The sequence below is a fragment of the Arthrobacter sp. DNA4 genome (assembly GCF_024362385.1).
Classification (GTDB): Bacteria; Actinomycetota; Actinomycetes; order Actinomycetales; family Micrococcaceae; genus Arthrobacter.
This window is the reverse complement of sequence record NZ_CP101466.1, coordinates 3,950,256-3,971,882: the sequence shown is the minus strand read 5'-3', so window position 1 is coordinate 3,971,882 and position 21,627 is coordinate 3,950,256. Positions and strand designations below refer to the sequence as shown.

At 64.2% G+C, this 21,627-nt stretch carries 16 protein-coding genes; 6 read left to right on the top strand and 10 right to left on the bottom strand.

Features of this window, described 5'->3' with window-relative positions; genetic code table 11:
- Nucleotides 1–56: 56 nt before the first annotated feature.
- Nucleotides 57–1,298, top strand: a complete 1,242-nt coding sequence (locus tag NMQ03_RS18385) for a GAF domain-containing sensor histidine kinase (protein ID WP_255173383.1) — start codon at nucleotides 57–59, stop codon at nucleotides 1,296–1,298.
- A 58-nt stretch (nucleotides 1,299–1,356) separates the two neighbouring features.
- Here the strand turns inward: NMQ03_RS18385 and katG are convergent, their stop codons facing one another.
- Nucleotides 1,357–3,651: a catalase/peroxidase HPI gene (katG, locus tag NMQ03_RS18380; protein WP_255173382.1), complete on the bottom strand. Its 2,295-nt coding sequence runs from the start codon at nucleotides 3,649–3,651 to the stop codon at nucleotides 1,357–1,359.
- Between the two features lie 327 nt (nucleotides 3,652–3,978).
- Here katG and NMQ03_RS18375 point away from each other — a divergent pair, with 327 nt between their 5' ends.
- Nucleotides 3,979–5,082 (top strand): SDR family oxidoreductase, encoded by a 1,104-nt coding sequence (locus NMQ03_RS18375; RefSeq protein WP_255173381.1) that lies wholly within the window; start codon nucleotides 3,979–3,981, stop codon nucleotides 5,080–5,082.
- Here NMQ03_RS18375 and NMQ03_RS18370 read toward each other — a convergent pair.
- Nucleotides 5,036–6,271: an MFS transporter gene (locus NMQ03_RS18370; protein WP_255173380.1), complete on the bottom strand. Its 1,236-nt coding sequence runs from the start codon at nucleotides 6,269–6,271 to the stop codon at nucleotides 5,036–5,038. The genes NMQ03_RS18375 and NMQ03_RS18370 overlap by 47 nt on opposite strands.
- Nucleotides 6,272–6,500: 229 nt before the next feature.
- Here NMQ03_RS18370 and NMQ03_RS18365 point away from each other — a divergent pair, with 229 nt between their 5' ends.
- Both NMQ03_RS18365 and NMQ03_RS18360 read left to right on the top strand, forming a co-directional pair.
- Complete coding sequence (locus NMQ03_RS18365; RefSeq protein ID WP_255173379.1) at nucleotides 6,501–8,234, top strand: ABC transporter ATP-binding protein; 1,734 nt, start codon at nucleotides 6,501–6,503, stop codon at nucleotides 8,232–8,234.
- Nucleotides 8,231–10,258, top strand: coding sequence for an ABC transporter ATP-binding protein (locus tag NMQ03_RS18360; protein WP_303693902.1), 2,028 nt, complete (start codon nucleotides 8,231–8,233; stop codon nucleotides 10,256–10,258). Before NMQ03_RS18365 ends, NMQ03_RS18360 begins: the two co-directional genes overlap by 4 nt.
- Nucleotides 10,259–11,002: 744 nt before the next feature.
- Here the strand turns inward: NMQ03_RS18360 and NMQ03_RS18355 are convergent.
- The 8 genes from NMQ03_RS18355 to NMQ03_RS18320 all read right to left on the bottom strand — a co-directional run bounded on the left by NMQ03_RS18355 (nucleotide 11,003) and on the right by NMQ03_RS18320 (nucleotide 18,993).
- Nucleotides 11,003–11,962, bottom strand: a complete 960-nt coding sequence (locus NMQ03_RS18355) for a type I restriction enzyme HsdR N-terminal domain-containing protein (protein ID WP_255173378.1) — start codon at nucleotides 11,960–11,962, stop codon at nucleotides 11,003–11,005.
- Nucleotides 11,963–12,137: 175 nt separating this feature from the next.
- On the bottom strand, nucleotides 12,138–13,514 hold the full coding sequence (locus NMQ03_RS18350) for an MFS transporter (RefSeq protein ID WP_255173377.1): 1,377 nt from the start codon (nucleotides 13,512–13,514) through the stop codon (nucleotides 12,138–12,140).
- An 86-nt stretch (nucleotides 13,515–13,600) separates the two neighbouring features.
- Nucleotides 13,601–14,053 carry a MaoC family dehydratase gene (locus tag NMQ03_RS18345; RefSeq protein ID WP_255173376.1) on the bottom strand — a complete coding sequence of 151 codons (453 nt, stop codon included), beginning with the start codon at nucleotides 14,051–14,053 and terminating at the stop codon, nucleotides 13,601–13,603.
- A complete protein-coding gene (locus tag NMQ03_RS18340) occupies nucleotides 14,054–15,247 on the bottom strand; it encodes an acetyl-CoA C-acyltransferase (RefSeq protein ID WP_255173375.1) in 1,194 nt (397 codons plus the stop codon).
- On the bottom strand, nucleotides 15,247–16,023 hold the full coding sequence (fabG, locus tag NMQ03_RS18335; RefSeq protein WP_255173374.1) for a 3-oxoacyl-ACP reductase FabG: 777 nt from the start codon (nucleotides 16,021–16,023) through the stop codon (nucleotides 15,247–15,249). Before fabG ends, NMQ03_RS18340 begins: the two co-directional genes overlap by 1 nt.
- Before the next feature lie 69 nt (nucleotides 16,024–16,092).
- Nucleotides 16,093–17,289: an acyl-CoA dehydrogenase family protein gene (locus tag NMQ03_RS18330; RefSeq protein ID WP_255173373.1), complete on the bottom strand. Its 1,197-nt coding sequence runs from the start codon at nucleotides 17,287–17,289 to the stop codon at nucleotides 16,093–16,095.
- Entirely contained in the window at nucleotides 17,286–17,750 is a 465-nt protein-coding gene (locus NMQ03_RS18325) for a thioesterase family protein (RefSeq protein WP_255173372.1), read from the bottom strand. Before NMQ03_RS18325 ends, NMQ03_RS18330 begins: the two co-directional genes overlap by 4 nt.
- Nucleotides 17,743–18,993 carry a CaiB/BaiF CoA-transferase family protein gene (locus tag NMQ03_RS18320; protein ID WP_255173371.1) on the bottom strand — a complete coding sequence of 417 codons (1,251 nt, stop codon included), beginning with the start codon at nucleotides 18,991–18,993 and terminating at the stop codon, nucleotides 17,743–17,745. Before NMQ03_RS18320 ends, NMQ03_RS18325 begins: the two co-directional genes overlap by 8 nt.
- Nucleotides 18,994–19,167: 174 nt before the next feature.
- On the opposite strand from NMQ03_RS18320, the gene NMQ03_RS18315 reads away from it, so the two are divergent.
- Complete coding sequence (locus NMQ03_RS18315; protein WP_255173370.1) at nucleotides 19,168–20,064, top strand: LysR substrate-binding domain-containing protein; 897 nt, start codon at nucleotides 19,168–19,170, stop codon at nucleotides 20,062–20,064.
- A gap of 154 nt (nucleotides 20,065–20,218) precedes the next feature.
- Complete coding sequence (locus tag NMQ03_RS18310) at nucleotides 20,219–21,412, top strand: acyl-CoA dehydrogenase family protein (RefSeq protein WP_255173369.1); 1,194 nt, start codon at nucleotides 20,219–20,221, stop codon at nucleotides 21,410–21,412.
- The last annotated feature ends 215 nt before the right edge of the window (nucleotides 21,413–21,627 follow it).

Below are 21,627 nucleotides of genomic sequence, written 5' to 3'. Positions count from 1 at the left end.
GTGGTGGCCTGTACTATCTCCCCGGGGACCCCTTTGCGGTCTGGGAAGGGACGTTCATGGTTGGCACGCACTCGATGACAGCAGCGCTCGGCGATCCACTCGGACGGGACGAATTACTGCAGGAGTATGGGTTCACCTTCGCCAACAGCGGGGGACGGCAGCAGAGCGTTGATGAGGCGCTTTCAATGGAACCCCTCCAGAACCTTGTTCAGTTGGCCGCAAAGCTCTGCGGCGTCCCCTACGGCGTGATCAACGTTGTCACTTCCGATGAGCAACAGCAGGTGGCCGCCGTCGGCTTTGAGGCCGCCGTCTGCGCCCGGGAGGACTCCATGTGCGCACAAGTCTTCCTCTCGGGGAAGACAACGGTTGTCCCGGACGCATCCCTGGACCCCCGTCTCGCATCGAATCCGTTTGTGACAGGGGAAATCGCCGCCGTCCGGTTCTATGCTTCGGTTCCGCTCGAGACGTCGTCGGGGTTCGTGCTGGGGTCCCTGTGCGTCTTTTCCAATTCAGCGGGCACACCCGAAAAGGACCAGCTGGACATGCTGGAGATCCTGGCCCGCCAGGCAGTGCAGCTGCTCGAGCTCCAGCGGCGCACGCTGCAGCTGAACAGTGCCCTCGAAGAGGTGCGTGAAAGCAATGCGAAGCTGGCGGAGTTTGCCGGACGCGTCAGCCATGACCTGCGCGGACCACTCACCACCATGCTGGGCTACGTGGAGTTGGCAGACGATGAAGTGGACGGGGACCACCCGGCGGCCGAGTACCTGCAGATCATCGGCGCCAGTGGCCACCGCATGCTGGCCATGCTCGAGGACGTCCTGACCTACTCACGGATGGGCGGAGTCCTCCAGCGGCAGCGCGTATCCCTCCAGGAAGTGGCGGCCGAGGTGGCGAGGGATTTGGGCCTGTCCTTCGGGCCCGGAGCCGTCCTGGACAGCGAGGAGATTAAGCTCCACGTGGACCCGGGGCAGTTGCGAACCCTGCTGCAGAACCTGGTGGCCAATGCCATGAACTACCGGAGCCCGGACCGGGACCTCAACGTGCGGATCAGCGGCATTTCGAATTACCACGGGATCACGGTGCTGGTGGCGGACAACGGCAAGGGCATTGCGCCGGCGGACCGGCAGCGCGTGCTGGAACCACTGGTCCGGCTGCACCGGCAGGGGGACGGGCACGGTTCCGGCCTTGGGCTGGCCATCTGCCGCCGCATTGCCGAGGCGCACGGCGGCGAATTGAGCCTGAAAGAGTCACCCGGCGGCGGGACCACGGCGGTCATCAGCTTCCCGGCTGACCAATAAAAAGCGCCAAACAGCTCCGGGGCTGCGGAATGCAGCCGCCGAGACTGGGTTCTACCGGCTAGTCCAGGTCGAAGCGGTCCAGTTCCATGACCTTTGCCCAGGCGGCCACGAAGTCGTTCACGAACTTCTCCTTGGCGTCATCGCTGGCGTAGACCTCGGCCAGTGCCCGCAGCTGGGAGTTGGAGCCGAAGACCAGGTCCACCGGGGTGGCCGTCCACTTGAGTTCGCCGGTTGTGACGTCGGTGATCTCGTACGAGTTCTCCTCGGACTCGGAGGCCTTCCATTTGGTGCCGGGCGAGAGCAGGTTGACGAAGAAGTCGTTCGTCAGGACCTGCGGCTTGTCCGTCAGTACACCGTGGCTGGAGCCGCCCACATTGGTGCCGAGGGCACGCATGCCGCCCACCAGTGCCGTCATCTCCGGGGCGGAAAGGTCCAGCATGTACGCCTTGTCGAGCAGGAGGGTCTCCGGCTGGACCTTCGCGCCGGGGCGCAGGTAGTTGCGGAAGCCGTCGGCCCGCGGTTCCAGGTACTGGAAGGATTCGACGTCGGTCTGCTCCTGGGTGGCGTCCGTGCGGCCCGGACGGAACGGCACCGTGACGGGGAACCCGGCGTCGGCTGCTGCCTTTTCCACCGCGGCGGCACCGCCCAGGACGATCAGGTCCGCGAGCGAGACCTTCTTGCCGCCGGACTGTGCCGAGTTGAACTCCTCCTGCACGCGCTCAAGGACGGGAAGCACGGCATCCAGCTGCTCCGGTTCGTGGGCTTCCCAGCTGCGCTGCGGCTCCAGCCGGATCCGGGCGCCGTTGGCCCCGCCGCGCCGGTCCGTCTTGCGGTACGTTGCAGCCGACGCCCAGGCCGTGCCCGCCAGTTGCGGGATGGTCAGGCCGGAGTCGAGGAGCTTGGCCTTGAGTTGGGCGATGTCCTGCTCGCCGATCAGTTCATGGTCGACGGCGGGAACAGGATCCTGCCACAGCTGAGCCTCCGGAACCCAGGGCCCCAGCATGTGCGGGCCCACCGGTCCCATGTCGCGGTGCAGCAGCTTGTACCAGGCCTTGGCGAAGGCCAGGGCGAACTGGTCCGGGTTCTCCAGGAAACGCCGGCCGATCTTCTCGTACTCCGGGTCGAAGCGCAGCGACAGGTCCGTGGTCAGCATGGTGGGCCGGTGCTTCTTGTTGGGGTCGTGCGCGTCCGGGATGATCTCGGGAGCGTCCTTGGCAACCCACTGGTGGGCGCCGCCGGGGCTCTTGACCAGTTCCCATTCGTATTCGAAGAGGATTTCCAGGAAGCGGTTGCTCCACTGCGTGGGCTTGTCCGTCCACGTGACCTCCAGGCCGGAGGTGATGGTGTCGCCGCCCTTGCCGCTGCCGTAGGTGCTGAGCCAGCCCAGGCCCTGCGTCTCGAGGTCTGCACCCTCCGGTTCGGGGCCCACGTGTGCGTCTGCGGGACCGGCACCGTGGGTCTTGCCGAACGTGTGGCTGCCGGCGATCAGCGCGAAGGTCTCTTCGTCGTTCATCGCCATGCGCTTGAACGTCTCACGGATGAACGCGGCAGCAGCCACGGGATCCGGGTTGCCCATGGGGCCTTCGGGGTTGACGTAGATGAGGCCCATTTCGGTGGAACCGACGTTGTCCGCCATGGTGCCTTCACCGGTGTACCGCTCATCTCCGAGCCAGGCGTCCTCCGGGCCCCAGAAGATCTGTTCAGGCTCCCAGACGTCCTCGCGGCCAAAGGCGAAGCCGAAGGTCTTGAAGCCCATGGATTCGAGGGCTACGTTGCCGGCGAGGACCAGGAGGTCGGCCCAGGAGAGCTTCTGGCCGTACTTCTGCTTGACGGGCCACAGCAGACGGCGGGCCTTGTCCAGGTTGGCGTTGTCCGGCCAGCTGTTCAGCGGGGCGAACCGCTGGCTGCCGTCGCCAGCTCCGCCGCGGCCGTCGTGGACGCGGTAGGTTCCGGCAGCGTGCCAGCTCAGGCGGATCATCAGTCCGCCGTAGTGGCCGAAGTCCGCCGGCCACCAGTCCTGGGAAGTGGTCAGGACCTGGCTGATGTCCTGCTTGAGGGCTTCGACGTCGAGCTTCTGGAATTCCTCGCGGTAGCTGAAGGACGGGCCAAGCGGGTTGCTCGCCTGGCCGTGCGTGTGCAGCACGGAGAGGTCCAGCTGGTTGGGCCACCAGTCCTGGTTGGTCCGTGGCCGGTGTCCCTTGGGGGTCGGCGAATCGATCGCCGGGTTTTCGCTTTCACTGCCCTGGGCGGTGGCACTGCCATGGGCCACCGGGCACCCGCCCTCAACCTTCTGGTCCAGGCCCTGTGCGCTCCCGGGAGTGGGGACCGGGGGATGGTCTTGGGGATCGGTCATGTGCTTATTCCTTCCGTTGGGCCGAGGCCGCGGTTGGACTCGGGCAGCCGGTGCAACCCTCCTATTTGAACATGGACAGGTGACAGCAGAAGACCCTCCTACGCCATGGGTGAAACCCGGCCTGTCATTGCCCCGTCCCTCGCAATTTGTCCGGCACCTCCTGTCCGCCACTTGCCGGCGCTGGAATATCTGACTGACGCTCCGACTTGTTGCCAGAGGGTCCAGGGTGGCCCACTGTCCCGGCGTAACGCAGCGCGCGGGCCTCCGCCCACGCGTGAGGCCGCGCTGAGGCGCGGATGCAACCAAGCACCTACCAAGAGGAGCACTATGACCACCGGATCAGGAACAGCATCAGGAACAGCAGCGGGCAACGGACGGACAGCGCTGGTGGTAGGGGCCACCGGCATCGCAGGGTCCGCCCTGGTGGATACCCTGGTGGGCGAAGGCTGGGCAGTCCTTGCCTTGTCCCGCCGGCCCGGTCCCGGACGCCCCGGCGTCAGGTGGCTCTCCGCGGACCTGACCTCGGCTGGATCCCTTGCCGCTGTGCTGGGTCCGGAGAACCCCTCGCATGTCTTCTTCACCGCATGGTCGCGCCGTGCTACCGAGGAAGAGAACATCGCCGTCAACGCGGGCATGGTTCGTGATCTCCTCTCAGCACTGCAGGGCAAGGACGTGGCCCACGTTGCCCTGATGACCGGACTCAAGCATTACCTGGGACCGTTCGAGGCATACGCCGCCGGAGAAATGCCGGACACCCCCTTCCATGAGGAGGAACCGCGCCTTCCAGTGCCGAACTTCTATTACGCCCAGGAGGACGAGCTCTGGGCGGCCGCGGCCCGGCAGGGGTTCACCTGGTCCGTGCACCGCGCCCACACCGTCATTGGGCATGCGGTGGGCAACGCCATGAACATGGGACTCACGCTCGCCGCGCAAGCCACCCTGTGCCGGGACAGCGGGCAGCCGTTCGTCTTCCCGGGGTCGGAAACGCAGTGGAACGGGCTCACGGACATGACGGATGCCGGACTGCTTGCCGAGCACATGCTCTGGGCTTCAACCACCCCCGGGGCTGCTGACGAGGCCTTCAACATCGTCAACGGCGACGTGTTCCGCTGGCGCTGGATGTGGCCGAAACTCGCAGCCTACTTCGGCGTGGAGTGGGAGGGATACCAGGGGGAGCCCCGTCCCCTCGAGCACTCCATGGCGGGCAGGGAAGACCAGTGGCGGCGGATCGCCGCGGAACACAACCTCAGCGAACCGGACCTGGGCCGGGTGGCGAGCTGGTGGCATACGGACGGCGACCTGGGCCGCGGCATCGAGGTGGTGACGGACATGGGGAAGAGCCGGGATGCCGGCTTTACGGGATACCGGCGGACGCTGGATGCATTTACCTCGCTGTTTGACCGTTACCGTGCCGACCGCCTGGTTCCCTGATCACACGGTCACGGTAAGCGAACAACCCGGTCAGTGCCAGGATAGCCATGGCACCGGCGGTGCCGAGCAGCGGAAGCGTCCAGTCCCCGCTGGCATCCCGGAGTGCACCGAAGGCCACCGGGCCCACCGCGGCCAGCCCGTAGCCCACGGACTGTGCCATGCCGGATAAGGATGCTGCCTGCGGGTGGTTCACGGTCCGGAGGCTGAACAGCGACAGGGCAATGACAATGAGGCTTCCGCAACCGACGGCGCCCAGCAGGACCCACAGGAGGATGAGGTCCGGCGCGAGTGCAAGGCCCAGGAAGGTTACGAACACCAACGCCCCGCTGGCGAAGGACACCAGCCGTTGGTCCGGTCCCCGGTGCAGGACCGCGCCCGCCCCCAGGCTGGCGAACACGCTGATCAGCAGGAAAACGGACAAGTGCACGCCGGCAGTGGTGGCGGGGATCCCGCGGCTTTGCTCAATGGTGGGCAGCCAGGCCATCAGGACGTAGAAGGCGATCGACTGCAGCCCCATGAACGCCGTCACCTGCCAGCCCAGGGCCGAGCCCCAGGGCGACCGGTGTGCCGGTTCCTGCTTTGCGGCGTGCACGGCGCTTGTCCCGTGGCGGCGCAGCCAAGGCAGCAGCACGGCCATGGCGACGAGGGCCAGCCCCACCCAGGCGCCGAGGGCGAGCCGCCATCCTGCCGGCGAGGTTTGGGCCACGGGAACGACGACGGCGGCCCCCACCGCTGCGAACGCGGCCTGGGCCGCGGTATAGCTGCCGGTGACCTGGCTGACCCGCAACGGAAAGTCCCGCTTGACGAGGGAAGGGACCAGGACGTTGAGGAACGCTATGGCCACGCCGATCAATACCGTCCCGGCCCAGATGAATCCAGGCACGGGCAGGGAGCGAAGCACGATGCCGGAGGCGAGGATCAGCAATGACGTCCAGAGTGCCCGGTCCAGGCCCAGCCGGGCCGCGAAGCCGGGCGCCAGGGGCGAAAAGACCGCGAAAGCGATGAGCGGGAGGCCGGTGAGGAATCCCGCTGCGGCACTGGACAACCCCAGGTCGCTGCTGATGTTGACCAGGACCGGTCCGACGCTGACAAAGGACACCCGAAGGTTGACTGCGATGAGCAGGACGCCGATAAAGGCGATTCCGAACCTGGCAGTGTGCTGGGAGGGGTTCCGTGTGACGGCAAACATCGTTGTTTCTTCCATCCTTCGGTGGGGTGGCGCGTTCTTGACGCCCATCCAGTTCTCTCACACTCATGTACCCAACGGCTCCGCTGGATCCCCGGCGCGTCCCCCGAATACGCCGAGGGAGAACCTGCCGTTTTTCCCAGCCATCTGTAAGGATCATCGACTCTTCCCGGACGTACACTGACCTTCGCACCACGTTTGTGGACATTCCGTCAGATGAGGGCTTTTGCGCATGCTCTGGAAGTTGCTCGTTGAATACCTCCGGCCGCACCGGCCGCTGCTGGTCGCCGTCGTGGTTTTCCAGCTGGCACAGTCCATCGCGTCGCTGTACCTGCCCACGCTGAACGCGGACATCATTGACCAGGGCGTGGCCCGGGGCGATACCGGCTACATCATGTCCACCGGCAGCATCATGCTGCTCATCACCCTGGCGCAGATCGCGTGCGCCGTGGTGGCGGTGTACTTCGGCGCCAAGGCCGCGATGGGGCTGGGCCGGGACCTGCGGGGGGCCATCTTCGAGCGGGTGGGGCAGTTCTCCGAGCAGGAGGTCACCCGCTTCGGCGCCCCCAGCCTGATCACCCGCTCCACCAATGACGTCCAGCAGGTCCAGCAGTTGGTGCTCATGTCCGCCACGCTCATGGTGGCAGCGCCCATGCTCAGCATCGGCGGGGTGATCATGGCCATCCGGCAGGACGCCCAACTGTCCTGGCTCATTGCCGTGTGCGTCCCGGTGCTGCTGATCGCCGTCGGCCTGATTGTCACGCGGATGGTGCCGCTGTTCCGCAAGATGCAGGCCCGGATCGACACCGTCAACCGGGTGCTCCGCGAGCAGCTCACCGGCATCCGGGTGGTGCGGGCGTTCGTCCGGGAAGACATGGAGACGGAACGGTTCGCGGGCGCCAACACCGACGTCACCGATGTTGCCCTCCGCGCCGGCCGGCTGATGGCCCTCATGTTCCCCACGGTCATGCTGGTCCTGAACGTCTCCAGCGTGGCGGTGATCTGGTTCGGGGCGTTCCGGATCGAGGACGGGTCCATGCAGGTGGGAACCCTGATCGCGTTCCTCAGCTACCTGATGCAGATCCTGATGTCCGTCATGATGGCCACGTTCATGGCGGTGATGATTCCTCGGGCGTCGGTGTCCGCGGACCGGATCGGCGAGGTGCTGGGCACCCGTTCCAGCGTCCTGCCGCCGGAGCAGCCGGTCACCAGCGCGGTTCGCCGCGGTGAGCTGGAAATGCGCGACGTCGGATTCGCCTACCCGGGTGCCGACCAGCCCGTCCTGTCCGGGATCAGCTTCACCGCCCGCGCGGGGCAGACCACGGCGATCATCGGCAGCACCGGCTCGGGCAAGACCACCCTGGTGAACCTGATGCCGCGGCTCTTCGACGTCACCTCGGGGGCGGTGCTGATGGACGGCGTGGACATCCGCGACCTGGATCCGGACCTGCTCTGGGGGCACATCGGCCTGGTGCCGCAGCGGCCCTACCTGTTTTCCGGCACTGTTCGCAGCAACCTGCTGTACGGCAACCCGGATGCCACCGAGGAGGAGCTGTGGACCGCGCTGGAAATCGCCCAGGCCCGGGACTTTGTGGAGCAGATGGAGGAAGGGCTGGATGCGCCCATCTCCCAGGGCGGCACCAATGTCTCCGGCGGGCAGCGGCAGCGGCTGGCCATTGCCCGGGCTTTGGTGAAGCGGCCCGAACTCTACATTTTTGACGATTCGTTCTCCTCCCTGGACACCGGCACTGATGCGCGGCTGCGCCAGGCACTCAAGCGGAACATCGCCGGTGCCACCATGGTGATCATCGCCCAGCGCGTGTCCAGCATTGTCGACGCGGATGAGATCCTGGTGCTCGACGACGGCAGGATCGTGGCGCAGGGCACGCACCACGAGTTGCTGGAGACATCAGAGACGTACCGTGAGATTGTGTCGTCCCAGCTGGCAGCGGAGGAGACGGTATGAGCCACGGGCCCACTCCCGCACGCGGCACCAAAGGTGCGCCCGCCTCCGGAAGCGGCCAGGCCGACGTCGTACGCATTCCCAGGCCGCGCGGCGGCCCCGGGCACGGCGGACCGTTCGCCGGGATGAATGTCCCGGCGGAGAAGGCAATGAACTTCAGTGGCTCTGCCAAGCGCCTGCTGGGCACGCTGCGGCCGGAGCGGTTCTGGCTGATGCTGGTGCTGGCCATGGCTGTGGCGGGCGTGGTGCTGCAGGTGATTGGGCCGCGGCTGCTGGGCGAGGGCACCAACCTGATTTTTTCCGGTGTGGTGTCCAAGCAGCTGCCGCCGGGGATGACGCAGGCGCAGTTGATTGCGATGCTGCGGGCGTCGGGGGAGAACCAGAAGGCGGACATGCTCAGCGCCATGACGCTGACGCCGGGCGCGGGGATCGACTTCGGCGCGCTGGCCAGTGTGCTGACGTGGGCGCTGGTGCTGTACGTGCTGGGCTCGGCCTTCATGTGGGGGCAGGCGTATGTGCTGAACGGCGTGGTGCAGCGGACTGTGTACGGGCTGCGCGAACAGATTGAGGCGAAGATCAACCGGCTGCCGCTGCGGTATTTCGATTCGATCCAGCGCGGCGAGCTGCTCAGCCGCGTGACCAACGATGTGGACAATATTTCGCAGAGCCTGCAGCAGTCCATCAGCCAGGCGGTGACGTCCGTCCTGACGGTGCTGGGTGTGCTGGTGATGATGTTCATTCTTTCGCCCACACTGGCGCTGATCGCTTTGGTGACCATTCCGCTGACGCTGGGGATCACCACGCTGATCGCCAAGCGCTCGCAGAAGCTGTTCGTGCAGCAGTGGAAGAACACCGGCGAGCTGAACGGGCAGATCGAGGAGACCTACACCGGGCATGCACTGGTGAAAGTGTTCGGTAAGCAGCGCGAGGTGGGGGAGCGGTTCCGGCAAAAGAACGCAGAGCTGTATGAGGCGAGCTTTGGGGCGCAGTTCATTTCCGGGCTGATCATGCTTACCATGACGTTCATCGGGAACCTGGTGTACGTGGGCATCGCGGTGGTGGGTGGCCTGCAGGTGGCGTCCGGGGCGATGCAGCTGGGCGATGTGCAGGCGTTCATCCAGTATTCGCGGCAGTTCACCCAGCCGCTGGCGCAGCTGGGGTCCATGGCGAACCTGCTGCAGTCCGGGGTGGCCTCTGCCGAGCGGGTGTTCGAGCTGTTGGACACGGAGGAGCAGTCGCCGGATCCTGTTGGGGCTTCGCTGCAGAGCCCTGACGGTGCTGCCCGGGGGCGGCTGGTGTTTGAGGATGTGTCCTTCTCGTATTCGCCGGACAAGCCGCTGATTAGCGGGCTGTCTTTGGTGGCCGAGCCGGGGCAGACTGTGGCGATTGTGGGGCCAACGGGTGCGGGCAAGACCACCTTGGTGAACCTGATGATGCGGTTCTACGAGCTGGACGGCGGGCGGATCACTCTGGATGGTGTGGACATCACCACCATAAGCCGGCACGACCTGCGCTCGCGGATGGGGATGGTGCTGCAGGATACGTGGCTGTTCGGCGGGACCATCCGCGACAACATTGCGTACGGGCGCCCTGCTGCTTCCTCTTCAGACGTGTTGGAAGCTGCCCGGGCGACCTATGTTGATCGCTTTGTGAAGTCCCTGCCCGAGGGATACGACACCGTGCTGGACGACGAAGGGTCCAACGTGTCCGCCGGCGAGAAACAGTTGCTGACGATTGCCCGGGCGTTCCTGGCGCAGCCGTCTGTCCTGATTCTCGATGAGGCGACATCTTCGGTGGATACCCGGACGGAGGTGCTGGTGCAGAAGGCCATGAGCGCGCTGCGGTCGGACCGGACGTCCTTTGTGATCGCGCACCGCCTCTCCACGATCCGCGACGCCGATCTCATCCTGGTGATGGAGGCTGGGCAGATCGTGGAGCAGGGGACGCACGCTTCACTGCTGGCTGCGGGCGGGGCCTACGCGCGGCTGTACGAGGCGCAGTTCGCGGCTCCTGTCGCGGAGGTCTAAAGAGCCCGTTAAGAGATCCGGGTCAGTGCGGGCAGTCAAGGTTGATTCTGTGGAACTGGTACGCGCCGTTCGCGTAGTGAATGTCGGCCAAGTAAGTGCAGTTGGCTGCTGAAAAGTTCACGTGGGTGCTTCTTTCCTGCAGTTCGCCTCCTCGTGTCATGGAATGGTCCCTGTAAGTATTTGCATACCAATCGGTGGTGCCGTCCGGGTGTGAGGTCGTGGAGTAGACACGGCCAATGTCCACGCTGTTTTCAACTCCGCTTGGAGTGGTCACAGCCTTGACTACGCTATGGGTTTTTGAGCATTGGGTCCCATCTGATGTGGTCTGGCAGCCTGATTCGTTTACCACCTGCGCGCCCCCGCCGGAGGCACCTCCGCTGGCTGCCATGACCGGTGTTGCGATTAACGCAAGGGCTCCAGTGATACCAAGGGCAGCGGCCGCGCGGGGGAGGGTCCTAGCCGAAATCATCATTGCTTCCTGCTTTCAATTCGGAATTCTGAGGTGGCCAGAGTCCTGGACCATCTGCCGAAATTTACTTTGATCAGCAAAGTTGCTGGTAGAGCCGAAAGACTCATCCCGGGCGCTTGGGGCGGGATTCATTGCCGATGGTGCGAATTCATATTTGAAGGTCCGCTTCAGTGCAATCATTTACGGGGTGTCTCAGGAGCGACTGGCCTGAATCCCAAAATCCCGGTATCTCTCACCCACCACTAATGGCAAGGGCCTTGGCAGCCTCGCCGCGGTCACAGGTAGCTCTTGACGGTCGCTCGAAGTGCTTCGGTGTGCTCATAGATTTCCTCGAGGGAATTAATGGGGACCCGGGTTTCTTCTTTGCTGTCATTGAAGATGCCGATGTACTTCTGGGTCCGGTTGAAGTGAAGACGGGCTATGGGCTTCCGGTTGTTATCGTCCAGAAGAACCGCAAAGTAGGACTTCGCGTCCCGCTGAGCGACCCGAACTGGCTTCACCTCACTGCAGACAATAGCGCGTACGATCTGGTAGCCCTCAATCTCCTCAAGAGTCGTCTCCAAACCATCAGCCTCGGCGAGGTCCGCCTCTGCAACCGGAGCGCTAGTGACAGCAGCAGGTACTGCCGCTTCATCAGTCTGCGGGAATCCGGGGTTTCCAAGGGCTTTTTTCAGCCGTTCGTTGACCTGGTCATTGAGGAATTGTTTGGTGGCTTTTCCAACCAACGTGGTGAACTGCTCTCGGACCCTTTGTGTATAGGGTCCCGAGTAGACCCGTGCCGTCAGGAACTTTACCCATTCATCCTCTGGATCCTTGAACTGTGCGGCCAGGGTTCGTTTGAGTTCGCCAATGTATTTCAATTCACCGGCTGCGCTGATGATTGAGTCCAGGTCGAAGACGTCTTTTGAGAGTTTCTGGAGCTCGGGAATCAGGGACTGGTCGATGTCGTTCAAATCGAGCACGAGGAAGGGCTTCGCATCCATGCGGTTGGGTGCATCCAAGTCAGTGAAGAACTGATAGACCTCGCCGTTGGTCAAGATGGCTATACGAGCGTTGGTAACCGCGAAGTACCGGAAGAGCTGCGAGGCATGCTCGATCTTCACGGGTTCGGTCGACTTCTTGCACTCGATCAGAATTTGGACTTCGCCGTCCTTGACGATTGCATAGTCAATCTTCTCGCCCTTCTTGAGCCCAACATCAGCGATGAATTCAGGGACGACCTCCAAGGGCGACATTTACGCGCATTGGTCGCTCGGAACCGTCATGTGCACCCGCCAGCCCGCCGCGACCAACCGGGGATTTGAACGTCCGGCCTCTTCAACCAAAGCGGACGACGGCGGGTGCCCACCCGCCGTCGTCCGCTCGCCGCCACGCAGGGCATTGCTCCCGCCGTCGCCCGCTTTTGTGGACTTAGAACGCGTCTGCCTCCGCATTGAGGTCCCGGCCCTTGGTCTCCGGCGCGAAGAACCCGGCCGCAAGGCCGATCGCCGCGTAGGCCATGAGGATTCCGGCAACTGGGATCCAGCCCGGCCCGGTCATAGCAACGACGCTGGCTGCAATGATGGGGCCGAGACCGCCGGACAGGACCGCGCCGATTTCCTTGACCGTCGTCATAAAGGAGAAGCGGCGTTTGGAGCCGAACATCTCCACCAGCCAAGTGGACTCCACGCCATACAGGTTCGGCAGCGGACCGCCTACATAGACAACGAAGACCAGGGCCACCAATACGGGGTTCCGTGTTTCGATCATCAGCATCGCGGGAATGGTGAAGGCGAACTGGAACCCGGAGAGCCAGAGCCAAACTTTGCGTCGGCCGAACCGGTCAGTGAGCTTACCGGTCAGCAGGACCGTGAGCACGCCCAAAACGGAGCCGAGCGTCACGCCCGTAGTGACCAGATTGGGATCCATCTTCACCACAGACACCGTCCATCCGATAAGGAATCCCTTGACGAGGTACACGGAGCCGTTTTCGCCGAGTTTGATGCCCAGTGAGACGAGGAAGGCCTTCTTGGAATCGGCAACGTCACGCCAGACGCTTTGTTGCTTGGCCTCCAGGCGCGCCGCTGCCCGCCGCGCCTTCACCGCCTCGAAGACCGGTGATTCGCTCACACTGCGCCGCAAATACAGGGCCACAAGGGTGGTACCGACGCTCAGTAGGAAGGGAAGACGCCACCCCCAGGCGAGGAACTCGTCTTTGGGCATTTGCGAGAGCAGCAGCCACAGTCCGCTGGCCAACAGCACACCCGTTGCCGTTCCCAGTGCCACCACGGCGCCGTAAAAGCCGCGCTTATTCGACGGGGCGGATTCCACCAGCAGCAGCGAGGCCCCGGACAGCTCGGCGCCGGCGCCGAAGCCCTGGATAAGCCGCAGGAGCACCAGGAGGATGGGGGCCATGACCCCGATCTGGGCAAACGTGGGCAAAAGACCCATTCCCAGAGTGGCGATCCCCATCATTCCCACGGTTATGACCAGGACGGATTTCCGCCCGTATTTATCCCCAAGGTAGCCGAAATAGACCCCGCCAAGGGGCCGGACGAGGAATCCGGAACCAAACGCGGCAAAGCTGGCGAGCAATGCCATGGCCGGGTCTGTGTTGGGGAAGAACAGCGGCCCGAAAACGAGCGCCGCCGCCAGGGTATAAAGCGTGAAGTCCATGTATTCCAAAGCGGAACCAAGGAAGGACGACACGGAGGTGCGGCGCAGTTCAGCAGGCGACACCTTCAGTTCCGACGCCGGCCCCTGGAGGTCAGCGTCGACGTATTTCAGGTTTGAGTTTTCTGTGCTCATGGGGTTTCTCCCTCGGAAAGAGCCTGCAGGCAGGCTCGGCCGTAACGTCGTTGTTCGGATGGTGGTGCAAGGTCTTCAGGAGCAGCTCAGCTCGGGAGCAGGGAGACAGTCTCCGCTATGCAGGCAGGCTTTTGCGAGCCTTCCAGTTCGATCAGGTGATGGAACTGCAGCTGCCGCCCATTGGCTGTCTCGCTCACCGAGGCCAGTGTCAGCCGGTCCCTGATGCGCGAGTTGACCCTGGCGGGCGCAGGGAACCGGACCTTGTTCAGCCCATAGTTGATGATCATTGCGGCCCCGTCGACCCGGTACACCTGACCGGCCAGGTATGGCAGCAGCGACAAGCTGAGGTATCCATGGGCAACCGTGGCACCGAAGGGTCCGCCTGCTGCCCGCTCCGGGTCCGTGTGTATCCACTGTTGGTCCAGGGTAGCGTCGGCGAACGCCTGGATCTGGGATTGGTCCAGGGTATGCCACCCGCTCACCCCGATTTCCTGACCAACCATGCTGGCCAGCTCGGCAGCGTCCTTGAACAGTTTCATTTAAACCCTCTCCAGCAGCATGGCGACGCCTTGGCCCAGGCCCACGCACATGGTGGCCAGGCCGCGGTCGGCGTTTTCGCGTTCCATCCGGCCCAGCAGCGTGACGACGATCCGTGCTCCGGAGGAGCCCAGGGGGTGGCCCAAAGCAATCGCACCGCCGTCGTTGTTGACGGTTCCCGCATCCATTCCGAGCAGCCGCATGCAGGCCAGCGCCTGCGCAGCGAACGCCTCGTTGAGTTCGACGGCCCCCACGCCGTCCAGGTCCCAGTTGGCCTTGGCCAGTGCCTTTTGTGTAGCAGGCACCGGGCCGATGCCCATTACCTGCGGCGCTACACCGGCCGCCTGGCTGGCGACGATGCGGGCCCGTGGGGTGAGCCCGTAGCGTTCCACGGCTTCGCCGCTGGCCACCACTACGGCAGATGCGCCGTCGTTAAGGGAACTGGAATTGCCGGCGGTGACCACCCCTCCGGGCGCCACGATCGGCCGGAGGGCGGCCAAAGCGTCGGCGGTTGAGCCGCGCCTGGGTCCCTCATCTGTGTCCACCAGCGAGACTTCCCCCCGTCTGTCTTTGACCGGAACCGGGACTATCTCATCACTGAAGCGACCGGCGTCGATCGCCGCCACAGCCAGATGGTGCGAGCGCAGTGCAAAGCTGTCCGCGTCGGCACGGGAGATGTTTTCCCGCTTGGCTACCTCTTCTGCCGTCTCCGGCATGGAAAACAGCGCCCCCGGCTCCATCCGCGGGTTGACGAACCGCGCACCGATTGAGGTGTCCGCGAGTTCACCCGGTTTGGCGTATGGCTTGTCCGGCTTGGCCATCACCCAGGGCGCGCGGGTCATCGACTCCACACCGCCCGCGACCACAAGGTCGGCGTCACCGTTGCGTATCGACTGCGCCGCCATGCTGATGGCGGTTAGGCCGGAGGCGCAAAGCCGGTTGACCGTCACCGCCGGAATGGCGTGCGGGAACCCGGCCAGCAGCGAGGCCATCCGGGCAACGTTACGGTTGTCCTCCCCGGCCTGGTTCACACAGCCCAGGATCACCTCGTCGATGGTGGCAGGATCGACACCGACCCGGTCCACTGCGGCCTCCAGCACCAGCGCGGCCAAGTCGTCGGGGCGGGCGGTGGCCAGCACGCCGCCGTGTCGACCCACCGGGGTGCGGACGCCCCCGACGAGGAATGCCTCGGGCATCAGCGGGCTCCGCCATTGATGTAAAGGGTTTGTCCCGAGATGTAAGAGGAGTCGTCGCCGGCGAAGAACGCGACGGCCGCGGCTACTTCCTCGGGCTGGCCTACACGTCCCAACGGGGTGCGTTCCGCCACCGCCTGCTGGTGCTCGGCCGGGCTGGCGCCAACACGCTGGGCCGTTGCGGCGGTCATCGAAGTGGCGATGTAACCCGGTGCCACGGCATTGACCGTGATGTTGAACGGGCCGAGTTCGATGGCAAGCGTCGCCGTCAGGCCTTGGATGCCTGCCTTTGCGGCTGCGTAGTTGGCTTGCCCGCGGTTGCCCAGCGCGCTGCGGCTGCTGAGCGAGACGATCTTGCCGTACTTGGCCGGAACCATGTAGCGCTGGGCAGCGCGCGTGCAGAGGTAGGCACTCGTGAGATTGGTGGCCAGGACCGAATCCCAGTCCGGCCGCTCCATCTTGAAAAACATGTTGTCACGGGTGATGCCGGCATTGTTTACCAGGATGTCGAGGCGGCCGAACTCCCGGTGAATGTCACCGAATACGCCGTCCACGGCTGCCTCATCCGTGACATCGCAGCAGGCGGCAACGGCCTTTCTGCCGGCTGCCAAGACGTCCGGGTGGTCCGAGATCCGCTGCGCGGTGGCCTTGGCACCGCCCTCGTTGAGGTCAAGGACGACGACGGTGGCACCCCCGGTGGCGAGTTTCAGCGCGGTGGCCGCGCCTATTCCTTGCGCCCCGCCGGTGACCACGGCCACCCGGTTGGTGAAATTGCTCATGACTTTTCCTTTGCATGTGTGGATCTGTTGGTTTCGTGCCTGTGGAAGCCGGGGCAGCCCGGCGGGGCGCTAACTGAAGGCGGAGAGGCCGGTGATCTCCCGGCCAACGAGAAGTGACTGGATGGAGTCCGTGCCCTCGTAAGTGGAGACGACCTCCATGTCGGTCATGTGCCTGGCCACGTGGTTCTCCAGCAGCACACCGTTGCCGCCGAGCATGTCCCGCGCTTCGGAACAGATCCAGCGTGCTTTCCGGGCAGTCTGCATCTTGGCCAGCGAGGCCATGGGCCCGGTCATTCGGCCGTCCTCGGCGAGCACGGCCAGCCGGAAGCACATCAGCTGCATCGCCGTCAGTTCGGCGAGCATGTTGGCCAGCTTGTTCTGCACCAGCTGGAAACTGCCGATCGGTTTGCCGAACTGCTGCCGGGTCTTCGCGTAGTCCAAGGCGATCTCGTATGCGGCCATTGCATGGCCGTAGGACTCCCAGGACGCGCCGCTGCGCGTGGAGGTGAGCACACGGGTGACGTCCTTGAATGAGTGGCATTCCGTGAGCCGGTTGGCGGCCGGGACCCGCAGGTTTTCGAGGGTGATGTCCGGCTGGAGGATCGCCCGCTTGCCGATCTTGCCGGTGATGACTTCGGCGGAGTAGCCGTCCGGAAAGCTGCCGTCTTCGTTACGCTCCATCACGAAGGCCTTGACCTTGGCGTCCGCCTCGTCGCGGGCGAAGATGATGACGACGTCGGCCATGCTGGCGTTGCCGATCCAGCGCTTGCGTCCATTGATGATGTAGCTGTCCCCGTCCCGGCGCGCGCTGGTTTCGAGTGCCACCGAATCGGATCCGTGCTCGGGCTCGGTCAGGGCGAAGGCGCCGATCTTGGCCAGGGCAGCCATTTCAGGGAGCCAGCGTTGCTTTTGCTCCTCGCTGCCGAGCATGTTGATGGTTCCCATCGCCAGTCCTGACTGGACGCCGAGGAAAGTATTGACGGAACCATCGCCGCGGGAGATTTCCGCGGCAACAATCCCGGCGGCAAGCCGGCTTAGCGCAGGACATCCGTAACCCTGAATGGTTGTTCCGACAATTCCGAGCCCGGCAAGCTTGGGAACAAGTTCGAAAGGAAACTCGGCGCGTTCCCAGTAGCCATTGATGACGGGCAGCAGGTCTTTGTCCACGAAGGCGCGGACTTTGAGCCGGAGCGCCCGGTCCTCAGCGCTGAGGAAATCGTCCATGAGGTAAAAATCGGCGCCGTTCCCGGCGGTTTCCGGTGTCATCGAGTGAGCTCCAATGGTGTGTGATCGGGAACCTGCTTACGCTGCGGGTCCGTGTTTCCTTGTGAAGGCTGGAAAAGGGCGAGCCAGTGGCGCTCGTGTTTCGCCAAGTGCCGGGACTTGCCGGTGCCCGGATTGACTGAAACCAGCACGGTCCGGCCGTCTACGGCGACTGCCCCGCGCTGGCTACCCCTGAATTCCAGGCTGAATGAACTCGTGCCGATCCTGGTCACGGTCAGTTCAACCTCCAGGTCTTCGCCGTGGTGGACGGGCCGCCGATAGTTCACTTCGAGGCTGGCTACCACCGTGGGGGTCGCGTCACCTTGACGTATACCCGGCATTGAAGACCGCCATTTGATTCTTGACTCCTCCAGGAGCGTGACGACGGCGGCGTGGTTGACATGCCCGTTGAGGTCCTGGTCGGACCACCTTGGGGAGACGCGGGTCCGGTAGGTTTCAGGCATGGACCAGTGCTTTCCGGTGCAGCAGCCAGTCCCGCACCAGCCCGGAGCTTTCGTTCAATCCGGGCGGCGCAAGTGAATAGTCCACCGGCGTAAGGGAATATTCGACGGGGTGGCGCACGGTGGGTATCTTCCGTGGCCCTTCGCCCGCCATCACTACCGGGTTGAGCCCCAGCTGTTCGGCCAGCTCGACACCGCCGCGGACATCCTGGATGGGAGCGCAGGGCAGCCCTGCCGAGGAGAGCTCACGGAACCATTCGTCGGCTGATTGGGCGGCCAACTGGGCGTGGAGGATGCCCCGCAGTTCGTTGCGGTTGGCGTTGCGCTGCAGTGTCGTGGCGAATTTCGGATCCCGGGCGACTCCGGGAATCCCCAGAGCCCCGCAGAGCCGGACGAACTGGGCGTCATTTCCCGTCGCGATGATGATGGTGCCGTCCCCGGTCTGCATTGGGGCATATGGATACATGCTGGGGTGTTCGTTGCCCATCCTGGTGGGTACCACACCGCCCGTTACGTAGGCCGCAGACTGGTTCACCATGCCGGACAGGGCCGAGGTCAGCAGATTCAGCTCCACCAGCTGACCCTCGCCGGTCCGGTCCTTATGGTGCAGCGCCCCCAGGATGCCGATGGCAGCGTGCAGGCCTGTGATGACATCGAACAGGGCGACGCCTGCCCGGTACGGTTGGGTGTCCTGGTCCCCGGTCAGGCTCATCATTCCCGAGGCAGCCTGCACCAACAGGTCATATCCCGGAATATGTGCGACGGCTCCGGTGCCGAATCCAGTAATGGAAGCGTAGATAATGTCCGGGTTCAATTCGGCCGCAGCGGCATAATCCAAGCCCAGCCGCGCCATGTTGCCGGGCTTGAAATTCTCGATCATGACGTCGGCGGTGCTGATCAGTGAACGCGCTACGTCGAGGTCCTCCGGATCCTTCAGGTCCAGGGCAATGGAGTGTTTGTTGCGGTTAACCGCGAGGAAGAATGTGGCCTCGCCATCCCGGACCGGGGGCATATACGTACGGGTGTCGTCTCCTTCTGGTCCCTCCACCTTGATCACTGTGGCGCCCATGTCAGCTAGGAGCATGGTGGCGTACGGGCCAGCCAGCACTCTGCTGAAATCTGCGACCACAACGCCTGCGAGGGGCCCTGCGCTTGCCCGGCCCAAGGCATCAAAGTCATGCTTATCGTCGCCTCCAGCGGAATGGTCCTGGCTTCTGGAGACCGATTCGTCGATCGGGTGTGTCATCTAAATCCTCCGCAATGTGGTCTGCATCACTAACCCTTGCAAGTGGACTGATTCACGTCCAATACGTATTTGGTGCTGGACTGATACCTGGCTGTCACTAATGTGGGCGAACTCATTTGGGTATCTTGGGCGTATGGACAATGACGTTTACCTGGGCAGGAGCTGAGCGCGGGAGTGGAAATACATCAGATCCGGGCCTTCCTCGCCGTGGCCGAGGAACTACATTTCGGCAGGGCGGCGCGTCGGCTCCATATGGCCCAGCCGCCATTGAGCCGATCCATCCAGCGGCTTGAGCATGAACTGAAGGCGCCCCTGTTTATCCGCAGCACGCGGACTGTGCAGTTGACTGCCGAGGGCCAGGCGCTTGTCGGCCCGGCTCGCGACATACTCGAAGGTTGCCGGCGGGGCCGCCTGGCGGTCGCTTCGGTGGGCCGGGGCGAAACCGGGCGGGTTCGGGTCGCCTTTGCCGGGGTCTCCTCGCATGTGATGGTCGGCAGGCTCGCCAAGCGTGTCCGGGAAGTACACCCCGGAATCGACTTTGAGCTGTCCAGCTCCAACTTCGCGCTACCGGCCATGGACAAGGTGATGAGCGGGGCCATGGAAGTGGGCCTGGGCCGTTGGAATTTCATTCCCGCTGTCCTCGACTCGCGGATCGTGGCCAACGAACGGCTCGTGGTGGCCCTGTATGAAAGCCACCCCTTGAGCGGACAGGCTTCGCTCTGCATGGCAGACCTTGCGGAGCAGCCTTTCGTTACGTTGCCGGAGCATCCGGGCGCGATCCTCCACGACCACCTTCGGAGGCTTTCCAGTGCCGCGGGGTATGTCGTGGAAATCGCCCAAGTGGCGCCGGATTCGCAGACGCTGATGGCGCTCGTGGCAGCCGAAATCGGTGTAGCCCTGACAGTGTCCTCCGTGCCCGAGAACTTCAGCCACCCGGGTGTCGTGTTTCTTCCCCTCGACGACCCGGCTGACGTCATCCAGCTGCGGCTGGTCTGGCGGAAGGACAATGCCAGCCCCGCGCTGCGCGAGGTACTCCGGCTCTCGGAAGAGGTCCTTCCGTCACCGGACTGAGCTGTCTATTTATGCCGATGGGGCATAAGCGGAATCCTTATTAGGTATTGGATCTGACGGCAATCGGACTGGCACAGTGGTTCAGGTCACCGGGTGGTGCAAATCACGCCCGCACGGACATCGACCCGCCCCTTGACCCGCCAGGAGAACCACCGTGACCGTAACCGCACCCGCACCCGCCCTGGTCTTCGACGACGTGCTCAACCTCGACAGCCTCCTGACGCCCAGGGAACTGGAGCTGCGCAGCACGGTCCGTGACTTTGTGGATGAACGGATCCGGCCCAACATTGCCGGCTGGTACGAGGATGCCCGTTTCCCGCTCGAGATTGTTCCCGAGCTTGGGAAGTTGGGGGTCCTCGGGATGCACCTGAAGGGCTACGGATGCCCAGGCCGCAGCGCCGTCGAGTACGGAATCGCCGCCATGGAGCTGGAAGCCGGCGACTCAGGGCTTCGGACCTTCGTTAGCGTCCAGGGCTCCCTGGCCATGAGTGCCATCCACAAGTGGGGGTCCGAGGAGCAACGGAACGAGCACCTGCCGGCGATGGCGCGGGGTGAGAAGATCGGCTGCTTCGGGCTTACCGAGCCGACGGCAGGCTCCGACCCATCCAGCATGGCGACTTTTGCCGCACCCGACGGGGACGGCGGCTGGGTCATCAACGGGGCGAAACGTTGGATCGGCCTTGCCTCAGTGGCCCAGATTGCGGTCATCTGGGCGAACACCGCCGAGGGCATCCGCGGGTTCATCGTCCCGACGGACACCCCAGGCTTCACCGCAACGCCCATCGACTCGAAGCTTTCCATGCGCGCGTCAATCCAATGTGACATCAGCCTCGATGAAGTACGGCTGCCGTCCACTGCACTCCTGCCCGGCGCCCGCGGGCTTAGCGGCCCGTTCTCGTGCCTTAATGAAGCCCGCTACGGGATCATCTGGGGCGCCATGGGCGCGGCCCGGGACTCATACGAAGCAGCGCTCGCCTATGCCGGGGACCGGCTCCAGTTCGGCACGCCCCTGGCCGGGTACCAGCTCACGCAGGAAAAGCTGGTGAATATGCTGCTGGAAATTCAAAAGGGGACCTTGCTGGCACTTCATACCGGTCGACTGAAGGACGCCGGGACGCTGGAGCCTGTGCAGATCTCCGTGGGCAAGCTGAACAATGTACGGGAGGCTATTGCCATCTGCCGCGAAGCGCGCACCATTCTGGGGGGAAACGGAATCACCTTGGACTACTCGCCGCTGCGGCATGCTAACAACCTTGAATCAGTGCGAACCTACGAAGGTACGGACGAGGTCCACACACTTATCCTGGGGCAGCGGATCACGGGCATCTCTGCGTTTCGCCAGGAGTAACGGTATGGCGCCGTCGGTGCCGACGTGTGCCCTACCGTTCACCCGTACTTTGGGCCCTCTCGACGGCGGGAACCGCCCGCCGTCGCCCGGTCCGCCGCAGGCCGCCCAACAGGCCTCCTGCTACTAATTCAGTGCCAGTGCCGGAAGTCTGCGAGAACTCCGCCGCCCCCGTGGACAGCAGGAACGAAGATGCGATTGCCATCGGCGGGACGCAG

Excerpts from the sequence above, each read along its gene's own strand:
- NMQ03_RS18385 (WP_255173383.1), top strand. The coding sequence starts at position 57 with ATGGTTGGCACGCACTCGATGACAGCAGCGCTCGGCGATCCACTCGGA.
- katG (WP_255173382.1), bottom strand. The coding sequence starts at position 3,651 with ATGACCGATCCCCAAGACCATCCCCCGGTCCCCACTCCCGGGAGCGCA.
- NMQ03_RS18375 (WP_255173381.1), top strand. The coding sequence starts at position 3,979 with ATGACCACCGGATCAGGAACAGCATCAGGAACAGCAGCGGGCAACGGA.
- NMQ03_RS18370 (WP_255173380.1), bottom strand. The coding sequence starts at position 6,271 with ATGTTTGCCGTCACACGGAACCCCTCCCAGCACACTGCCAGGTTCGGA.
- NMQ03_RS18365 (WP_255173379.1), top strand. The coding sequence starts at position 6,501 with ATGCTCTGGAAGTTGCTCGTTGAATACCTCCGGCCGCACCGGCCGCTG.
- NMQ03_RS18360 (WP_303693902.1), top strand. The coding sequence starts at position 8,231 with ATGAGCCACGGGCCCACTCCCGCACGCGGCACCAAAGGTGCGCCCGCC.
- NMQ03_RS18355 (WP_255173378.1), bottom strand. The coding sequence starts at position 11,962 with ATGTCGCCCTTGGAGGTCGTCCCTGAATTCATCGCTGATGTTGGGCTC.
- NMQ03_RS18350 (WP_255173377.1), bottom strand. The coding sequence starts at position 13,514 with ATGAGCACAGAAAACTCAAACCTGAAATACGTCGACGCTGACCTCCAG.
- NMQ03_RS18345 (WP_255173376.1), bottom strand. The coding sequence starts at position 14,053 with ATGAAACTGTTCAAGGACGCTGCCGAGCTGGCCAGCATGGTTGGTCAG.
- NMQ03_RS18340 (WP_255173375.1), bottom strand. The coding sequence starts at position 15,247 with ATGCCCGAGGCATTCCTCGTCGGGGGCGTCCGCACCCCGGTGGGTCGA.
- fabG (WP_255173374.1), bottom strand. The coding sequence starts at position 16,023 with ATGAGCAATTTCACCAACCGGGTGGCCGTGGTCACCGGCGGGGCGCAA.
- NMQ03_RS18330 (WP_255173373.1), bottom strand. The coding sequence starts at position 17,289 with ATGACACCGGAAACCGCCGGGAACGGCGCCGATTTTTACCTCATGGAC.
- NMQ03_RS18325 (WP_255173372.1), bottom strand. The coding sequence starts at position 17,750 with ATGCCTGAAACCTACCGGACCCGCGTCTCCCCAAGGTGGTCCGACCAG.
- NMQ03_RS18320 (WP_255173371.1), bottom strand. The coding sequence starts at position 18,993 with ATGACACACCCGATCGACGAATCGGTCTCCAGAAGCCAGGACCATTCC.